This window comes from Cyanobium sp. HWJ4-Hawea (genome assembly GCF_024345815.1).
Lineage (GTDB): Bacteria > Cyanobacteriota > Cyanobacteriia > PCC-6307 > Cyanobiaceae > Cyanobium_A.
Genome location: NZ_JAGQBV010000078.1, coordinates 1 through 7338 on the forward strand (window position 1 = coordinate 1; position 7338 = coordinate 7338).

Genomic DNA, 7338 nt, shown 5'->3' on the forward strand with positions numbered 1-7338 from the left:
GGGGCGCTCCAGGGGAGCGGGTAGGCGCCACTCGGGCCAGTGGGCGGCCCGTTCCGCCAGCACGCCCGGCCCGATCGCCAGCAGCAGCGCCAGCATGGGTGCCAGTAGGGCTCCAGTCATGTCCGATTCCCTGTTGCGGGAGCTTGATCATTACGTGGTGCTGGAGCCAGGTGGCGGCGAGCGGATTCTCACGGCGGCCGAAACCCTGGCCTGAGCACCGCAAGGAGCTAGAGCCGGTAGAGGAACGCATCGAATGGGAGCGGGTAGCTGCAGATTTGAACACCTACCTCGGCCCTGATTGGCCAGCACCTTCGTATTCAGCAGAGCAGGCCAACACGTTGGCGATGAGCTTGGCCCTGGCGCAGGATCGGTTTTGGGATTAAACGCCAGCCCCGGCTTGCCTGCGTCTACCCACCTGTTCCGAAGCTGGCGAATCTCGCGTTCGTAGTCCCTTTGCTTGATGAAGAGCATTACCAGCAAACTGCCTGCGCCAGCGCTGCAGGGTGGTCAGACCCACGCCGTGTAGATCGGCCACCGCACGAGCGCGAGCACCATCAGCAATACCCTCATCCAAGATCTGTAGAGCCTTCTGACGGTCGCCGGGGGAGGTCAATCGTCCCCGTCCTCTGGCCAGAAGGCCTGGATCTTTTTTGCAGCCAACAGCAGTGCTGCCGCCTCCGCCAAGGCCTTTTCTTTACGCCTGAGCTCCTGCTGCAGACGTTTGATCTCCCGTTGATCCTCCTGGTGCCGCTTCTGGAGGTCCTTCTGGTCACTCATCGTCAGCAGAGGCTGGGCATTGGCATCTTGAGCCGCCTGCCGCCAAATTCCTACCTGTTCCGGGTACAAACCCCTCTCGCGGCAGTAACCGCTGAGCTCGGTGGCATTGAAGCCAGCGGTCTCGACCACCACCGTGAACTTATCGGTAGAACCCCAACTCTCCGGATCCTTTTGCGATGCCGGCACCACCTGACCCTGCAGTCGCAAAGCCCTTCTCCATCTGTAGAGGGTGGCAAGGTGAATGCCCAGCTCCTTGGAAATCCGGGCCACGCTCTGCCTTTGTGGAGGACCCATCCGCCTTCTCACATCAGCTTTAACGGCCTCGCTGTAACGACGCATTGCTCTGCTCCATTGAGCCCCCTTTGTGATCGAAATGGAGAGGCGTCAACTTTCCTGGCAGAGGGGGGTGCGGCTGGCCCTGCTCGCCAATGCGCTCAGCGCAAACTTTCGCAGGCCTCGCCATCACTATTGCTATCGAGATAGCTATGCCCATGGCCTAGAAGCTCTTGGGCACGCTCGTAGGAATCGATTTCGCTGCAGCGGTAGCGCCTGTCAAGCGTCACCCACTTCTGGTCAGGTGCTCGGCGTCCAGATACCCCTTGGTATTGCAGCCGCCCTAGTACTGGCGATAGGCAAAGGCCTGACCTGCTTCCACCAATGCAAGGTTGATGATCACGCCGCTGAACACCTCCGCCACGAAGCGGCCGTAGCGGTCTGTGGTTTTCACATCGAGGCTGACCTCCCGGCCAATTGGCAGCCTCTGTTGCAAATACGTGCGGGCCTGTTGGCCGTATGGGCTCTGGGCGGTATCTGGGGCATCGATGCAGGCCAACCGCACAGTGATGGTCCTGCCGGCCTGGCGTACAGGAACCGTGTCGCCATCGCCGATGGAAAGCACGGTGGCCGTGACGCTTTGGCTATGGACTTCAGCTGGCCCGGCCACGGACACCCAGAGCGCGACACCCAGCAGAACCCATCTGACCGTCGCCGGAGTTTGCACCGGCGCCGTTTCCATGCGGCCCCTGCATCGCCTAGGCGGGCTGGTGTGCTTCAGGCCAATCTGGAGCTCTGCTTCTGCCTCCGATGGGCCGCACTCCCCTGCTGATCCCCCTCGCTCTGGCGGCTCTTGCAGCCGGCAGCGCCCTAGCCCAGCAGCCCATTCGCCCTCTCCCAAAAGTGGGAAGCTGCCCGCTGGGCTACTACAGCTCCGGGAGCTACTGCGTGCCGAGCAGTGGCGGCAATACCCGTGGCGCCATAGAAAAGAGCGGCAACAGCTGCCCCTTGGCCTGATAAGCCGCCTGCTAGCTGATGGTTCGCTCAGTGCGCGCACCACGGGCCTGTTGGCGCTGATCGAAACCCCGGAAGCGATGGAGGGCTATCTATTGCGGGCCCAGGGCCAGGACGATGCCTAGCTGCAGGCTTCTGCTAAGCAGTGGCGCCGCGCCCAGCGCTGCATCGAGGCGGTGCAGATGGCGCAGCGGTTGAGCGCCGAAAAGGGCTGGCTGGGCTGAGACAACAAAACCCCTGAGGAAAACCTCAGGGGCGCTGGCTAAGAACATTCCAAGGCAGTTGAAAGAAGCTGCTGACGTTGGCACCTGGGGCCATACATTCCAGGTGTGGGGCGAATAGTTCTCCTGTGGGCACCTGAGGCGGTGCGGTTGGAGTGTCGATCAGTCAGGCGCACGAGGTGAGCTGCACTGGGGAATGCTTCTCTCTTGCCCGGCTGAACGACCCGCCCACGTATAGATAAAGACTGTTGGAGCAGGGGCCTGTAGTCAGCGTGCTTCTTGTACCTGGCGGGGTGGCGTGTCGTCCATGTGGGCGCCTCCTGGGTTGATGGGCACAGCATCGCTGGGCCAGCGGTTAAGCACAATCGGCCTTTACACCCATTGCCTCCGGATGCAGATGGGAAGAAGCTAAAAGTCTTTGCTGTGCTGCAACAGCTCAAGCCCGTGGCAGCGGTGGCTGCGTCCACTGCGGTTTGCAGACCTGCCAGCCCTGCTGGCGCTTCTGGGCCCAAAGCTTCATCGCCTGCTCCCGCGTTAGTTCTTTGCGGCGTTTCAGCAGTGGTGCAGCCTCCCCGGGAATCAACTCCCCAAGCGTCACCTCCAGGCTCTGGCTCCAGCGGTCGTAGCGGCGCGGCTGGAAATGCAGAACCTGACGGCCATCACTGATCCAGCCCTCCTGCGGGGAGAGAGGCGGCCGGCCGGTCCTGTCCGTGACATTCATTGGCCGCTCACGCCACCTCCGGCGCCCAGCCGCGGCTGTGCGTCATGTCATCAGTCCAGCCCTGGCAGCGGCTGGTGAGGTGCTCGCCGTGGGCGACCAGCCCTTGGTGCAGCTGGCAGGTGAGCACCGGGATGCAGTTCACCCCAGCGTGATGCCTAAACCAATGGCAGGTCATGCAGACCTTGCGGCTGCGGGTCTTGAGCAGCACGGCCTCATCGAGGTAAGGCCACTCTTTGATAGGGATTTCAAGCCGGGCGGCCAGGGCCGCAGGCCGTGGGAGGTGGACACCCATTAACCGCTCCAGATGCGTACACCTGTACTAGCACGCCTCCAGTCTTCTGGCTGCCGCTTGCCCTCGCCATCGGAACGTTTTCCACGGGTAAAAGCGCCCTAGCCCAGCAGCTGGTACGGCCCTTGCCAAAAGCGGGGAGCTGCCCCATCGGTTACTACAGCTCCAGCGGCTACTGCGTTAAAAGCCAGTGATCCCCTGGTATTGGCTGATGTGCCTGTGCAGGTGACCCGGCCTGCAGCACGGTTGCCCCTTTGTTGTCCCTGCTGCGATCCTGACCTGAGTCTGCGCAACAGGCCCAAGCCATCCCAGCGGCACTCCCCCGATGCCACGCTCCTCTGCGCTTTCTGCCAAAGCCCTGCTGGCCGCCATCCGCACGGGCCATGGCCGCAAGAGTGCCTTCTGGCAGCGGATGCAGGAGCTGGGCCTGAGTTGATAAAGCTGCTCATCTGTGGCGTCGGGAGACCACTGCCGAGGGGATCGACGGACGCTGACCAGGTCGAACTCAAACACCAGGACCGATCTGTCTCTGGTGATGGGGCCCTTCAGGTGAGGGCGGCCATACCCGGATTGGATTCAGTGCGTCGCTCCAGTCGTTCTGCCAGCCAGACCTTGATGATCGACTGCCGTGTCACCCCAAGGCGGGTGGCCTCATGGTCGAGCTGTTCGACCATCCAAACTGGAAAATCCACATTTACGCGCTTCTGCTGCAGGCGGGGCCGCGTCGCGGCGTTGAGATCAAGTGCGCCTAGAACAGCGTCACCAGCATCGAAGCAACGATCAAATTCAGAGCTGTTCATAGAGCTTTACCTCTTCTGGGCGTGAGCAACGGACAGAAATGAGACGGATGGCCTGGCTGCGATGGGTGATCACGGCTGACCAGTGCTTGCCATGGATCTGAGCAATGACGAGAAACCGCAGCTCATCAGTTGTGCGGGCTGGTATTTCCAGCAGGTCGGGATCGTTCCATAGAGCTTGTGCATCCACGAAGTCGATACCGTGCTTGGCCTGGTTGGCTTTGCTCTTGAGCGGGTCGAACTCAAAGTCCATAGAGTTCAGAATCTATACCTTTTTAACTCAAAGAATGGGCGGCGCTGCCGCGGTTCTGACTTAGAGCGCAAACTGTTAATACTGTTGGTGCTGATCTGCCGGACGCACCGATCTGTTCTGCTGAGCGCACCAACCTGTGCGACACCAAAAAAGCTTCGATCCACTCGTGATGGCGTCGCTGGCAGATCCGATCCGCGATCGAGGGAGCCTCGTCCGGCACTTGAAAGCGCTTGCGAAACGCCTTGCTGAATCCTTACAGCGCCGAACAGGTCAATACGCTGGCGATGAGCCTGGCCTTGGCGCAGGACCGCTTTTGGGATTAGCTGTGTGCCCCATGCCCAAATTCGCCATGTTCTTTGATGCTGCTGCTGGCGCCGGCATCCAGAGGGTGCAGGCGCTCGATGCTGGGCACGCGGCCGACATTGTGCAAGCAAACCATCCAGGGGCCCGACTGGGTGTTGTGGACCTGCCCTAGTGGAGGGTCAGAACCTCCGTCGGTTGTTGCAGGGGTGGCTTAACTCCAGATCTGGGGACCAATCTGGAGACCTGGGTTAGGTGCCAATCCCTGAAAAGTCAATCGGGGCGACAGGATTCGAACCTGCGACCTAGTGCTCCCAAAGCACCCGCGCTACCAAGCTGCGCCACGCCCCGCCCTTGCCAACTTAGCCCTCGGCCCGCCAGCCACAGCTGGCGTCGGTTTCAAAAAGGGGATGGATCGCTGTGAGAGCTATGTGGACCTAACCCAATAGGGCAATGCAGTCGATTTCGACCCGAGCCCCCTTGGGCAGTGCCGCCACCTCCACGCAGGCCCGCGCCGGGGCGATGCCAGCGCCGAACATCTCGGCGTAAAGGGCATTGACCTTGGCGAAGTCTGCAAGATCCGCCAGAAACACGGTGGTGCGCACCACCTGAGCCGCACTGGAGCCAGCGGCAGTGAGCACGGCCTGGAGATTGGCCAGTACCTGCCTGGTTTCTGCCTCCACATCTCCGCCCCCCACCATCGCGCCGCTAGCTGGATCGAGGGCAATTTGGCCGGAGCAATAGAGCACCCCGCCGGCCTTTACGGCCTGGTTGTAGGGCCCTACGGGAGCAGGTGCTCCGGCCGTGGTTACGGCCTCATGGAGGTGGGAATCCATTGGGCAGCGTGCCTGGCTAATTGCAGATATTTAAGCCTTCCAGGCCAAGGAGGCAACTACAGCCATGAAGATTACCGAACCAAGCTGAAAAATTGTATCCACTTTATTGATCCGGGTCAGGGTAGTGATCTTTTGATCCGCATCTGCGCCCTGGTAAGCATTGGCGTCCCAGACAAACAATAGGAAAGTGGCAATTGAAATTAGGTAGCCAGCCGCGTAAAGCCAATCTAGGAATGTGAGGTAATCAAGGGGCGGTAGGGCGGAATCGTAGGCTTGTTGAAGGAAGATTAGGGTCAACATCCCGGTCGAGGGAATCGCCAGGCGGATATCACCAAGCTCACCTGCTACGGATGGTGCCAGCAGCACAATGCCCACCACAATTAGGAGCGGAAATACCCAGGTAAGAAAGCTGGAAAAGCCGGAGCTTCTTAGCTTGGTGACCACTTGAATTGCCGAATAGGTCAGGTTTCCCTTATCTTGGCCCCAGCTGGTGCCGTAGGAATGGACCATGGGCTCTAGGCTCGTGGAAGAAATTTTATAGCCATCTATTTCTGAATAGGATCCGAGTAGCTGATCTTTGCCTTCATCGCCCACAAGCACTAAATTTGAGTTTTGCAGGGCCAGTTGGTTGTCTTGCACTTCTATGATCAGAGGAAGGGTGAGGCTTTCAAACGGAGAAAGCTTTAGGTTTAGATCTGGTATGTAGAAATTTCCGGAGAAGCGAACCTGGTAGTAGTTGTTGCCATTGGGGAGCTTTTGGGCGTCTTGGGTGATGCTGCGAATTTTCGAATCCCATTCGTCGATTTGGTTTGTGATTTCAACTATGTCACCAGGCGCTATCTTGTTTGCGTCAAGAATCTCTTCAAGGGAATCTGGCCATTCCAGCCAGTAGTAGCCCTCGGCTACAAAGCGGCGCCCCTGAAGTGAAAGATCATGGTAGTTCTCTATATAGGCTCCAACTTTCACCGGGATCGCATTTGCCTTGCTCAGCAGCTCTGCCGTATTTGCGGGCTCGAAGCGTTGCGGCAGTGTTTGTTCAGTCGCGCTGGCCAGGTTGCCGTCAAGGTTTGAAACCAGGAGCACCAAGGCAACTACGAAGGCGCTGATCCAGAGCCCCCTGCGGCGCGTGATGGCCAGCCAGTTCTTTGCGGGGTTAGGCATTGCTATGGGTCACAGCCCTTAATCACCACTATCGATTATCGCTCCCCAGGGCTGGTGGTTCATTTGGCCTAACGCCAGCTGTCCTTACGTTGGCGCAGGGCGGCCAGTTGCTCGGGGCCTTCTGCCCTCATAAACAAATTGGTTGCCTGCTCCAGGTCAATTGTGCTCGGGATGGTGGCAACGCCATCTGAGCGCAGCGCCAGCACCTGGTTTAGGCGTTTGGCAATGGCTGGGTTCTGGGGTTCTTCCGCCGCCGCCCAGCCCAGGTTGGAGGCCGTGTACTCATGGGCGCACCACACCTTGGTGGCCCCAGGTAGGGATCTCAGTTTTTGCAGGGAGCTGTGCATTTGCTGCGCCGTGCCTTCAAACAGGCGGCCGCAGCCGCCGGCAAACAGGGTGTCGCCGCAGAAGAGGTGGCCGGATTCGGGTAACCAATAGGCCAGGTGGGCCCGGGTATGGCCTGGCACATCGATCACTTCCACCTCCTCCCCCAGTAGTTGGAAGCCCATCCCTCCTGCCACCCCCTCGGTCTGCAGGGGAATGCGGTCACGGTCGGCATGGGAGGCAATCACTGCTGCCTTGGGCCAGCGGCGCAGCAGGCCCGCCGTGCCGCCGATGTGGTCTGAGTGGTGGTGGGTTTGGAGGATGGCGATCAATTCCAAGCCCCGCTCCTCAAGAATTGCCCGCACCGGTTCG

14 protein-coding genes and 1 tRNA gene are annotated in these 7338 nt (G+C 60.0%); 3 read left to right on the forward strand and 12 right to left on the reverse strand.

Features of this window, described 5'->3' with window-relative positions:
• Positions 1-118: 118 nt before the first annotated feature.
• Positions 119-214: a chlororespiratory reduction protein 7 gene (locus KBY58_RS12310; RefSeq protein ID WP_315858062.1), complete on the forward strand. Its 96-nt coding sequence runs from the start codon at positions 119-121 to the stop codon at positions 212-214.
• 165 nt (positions 215-379) lie between these two features.
• On the opposite strand, the gene KBY58_RS12315 is transcribed toward KBY58_RS12310, so the two are convergent.
• The 4 genes from KBY58_RS12315 to KBY58_RS12330 all read right to left on the reverse strand — a co-directional run bounded on the left by KBY58_RS12315 (position 380) and on the right by KBY58_RS12330 (position 1792).
• Positions 380-613: a helix-turn-helix domain-containing protein gene (locus tag KBY58_RS12315; protein WP_315858063.1), complete on the reverse strand. Its 234-nt coding sequence runs from the start codon at positions 611-613 to the stop codon at positions 380-382.
• Positions 610-1116 carry a transposase gene (locus KBY58_RS12320; RefSeq protein WP_255004616.1) on the reverse strand — a complete coding sequence of 169 codons (507 nt, stop codon included), beginning with the start codon at positions 1114-1116 and terminating at the stop codon, positions 610-612. Before KBY58_RS12320 ends, KBY58_RS12315 begins: the two co-directional genes overlap by 4 nt.
• 95 nt (positions 1117-1211) lie before the next feature.
• Positions 1212-1340 (reverse strand): excalibur calcium-binding domain-containing protein, encoded by a 129-nt coding sequence (locus KBY58_RS12325; protein ID WP_255004617.1) that lies wholly within the window; start codon positions 1338-1340, stop codon positions 1212-1214.
• Between the two features lie 53 nt (positions 1341-1393).
• Positions 1394-1792 (reverse strand): thermonuclease family protein, encoded by a 399-nt coding sequence (locus tag KBY58_RS12330; protein ID WP_255004618.1) that lies wholly within the window; start codon positions 1790-1792, stop codon positions 1394-1396.
• Between KBY58_RS12330 and KBY58_RS12335 the strand changes: the two genes are divergently transcribed.
• Positions 1791-2189 (forward strand): hypothetical protein, encoded by a 399-nt coding sequence (locus tag KBY58_RS12335; RefSeq protein WP_255004619.1) that lies wholly within the window; start codon positions 1791-1793, stop codon positions 2187-2189. The genes KBY58_RS12330 and KBY58_RS12335 overlap by 2 nt on opposite strands.
• Positions 2190-2721: 532 nt before the next feature.
• On the opposite strand, the gene KBY58_RS12340 is transcribed toward KBY58_RS12335, so the two are convergent.
• The 4 genes from KBY58_RS12340 to KBY58_RS12355 form a co-directional block, all read right to left on the reverse strand.
• The gene (locus KBY58_RS12340) at positions 2722-3006 is read right to left on the reverse strand and encodes a DUF1651 domain-containing protein (RefSeq protein WP_255004620.1); all 285 of its coding nucleotides are present in this window, start codon (positions 3004-3006) and stop codon (positions 2722-2724) included.
• Positions 3007-3013: 7 nt separating this feature from the next.
• Positions 3014-3298: a galactose oxidase gene (locus KBY58_RS12345; RefSeq protein ID WP_255004621.1), complete on the reverse strand. Its 285-nt coding sequence runs from the start codon at positions 3296-3298 to the stop codon at positions 3014-3016.
• Between the two features lie 542 nt (positions 3299-3840).
• A complete protein-coding gene (gene brnA, locus KBY58_RS12350) occupies positions 3841-4095 on the reverse strand; it encodes a type II toxin-antitoxin system BrnA family antitoxin (RefSeq protein ID WP_254933519.1) in 255 nt (84 codons plus the stop codon).
• Entirely contained in the window at positions 4082-4345 is a 264-nt protein-coding gene (locus KBY58_RS12355) for a BrnT family toxin (protein WP_254933518.1), read from the reverse strand. The genes brnA and KBY58_RS12355 overlap by 14 nt, the downstream gene beginning before the upstream one ends.
• 334 nt (positions 4346-4679) lie before the next feature.
• Between KBY58_RS12355 and KBY58_RS12360 the strand changes: the two genes are divergently transcribed.
• Positions 4680-4820, forward strand: a complete 141-nt coding sequence (locus KBY58_RS12360; protein WP_255004622.1) for a hypothetical protein — start codon at positions 4680-4682, stop codon at positions 4818-4820.
• 102 nt (positions 4821-4922) lie between these two features.
• Here the strand turns inward: KBY58_RS12360 and KBY58_RS12365 are convergent.
• The 4 genes from KBY58_RS12365 to gloB form a co-directional block, all read right to left on the reverse strand.
• A tRNA-Pro gene (locus KBY58_RS12365) sits at positions 4923-4996 on the reverse strand.
• Positions 4997-5082: 86 nt separating this feature from the next.
• A complete protein-coding gene (locus KBY58_RS12370; RefSeq protein ID WP_255004623.1) occupies positions 5083-5481 on the reverse strand; it encodes a Rid family detoxifying hydrolase in 399 nt (132 codons plus the stop codon).
• Positions 5482-5511: 30 nt separating this feature from the next.
• Positions 5512-6642 carry a hypothetical protein gene (locus KBY58_RS12375; protein WP_255004624.1) on the reverse strand — a complete coding sequence of 377 codons (1131 nt, stop codon included), beginning with the start codon at positions 6640-6642 and terminating at the stop codon, positions 5512-5514.
• A gap of 68 nt (positions 6643-6710) precedes the next feature.
• The coding region (gloB, locus tag KBY58_RS12380; protein ID WP_255004625.1) for a hydroxyacylglutathione hydrolase at positions 6711-7338 on the reverse strand (628 nt) is incomplete at its 5' end.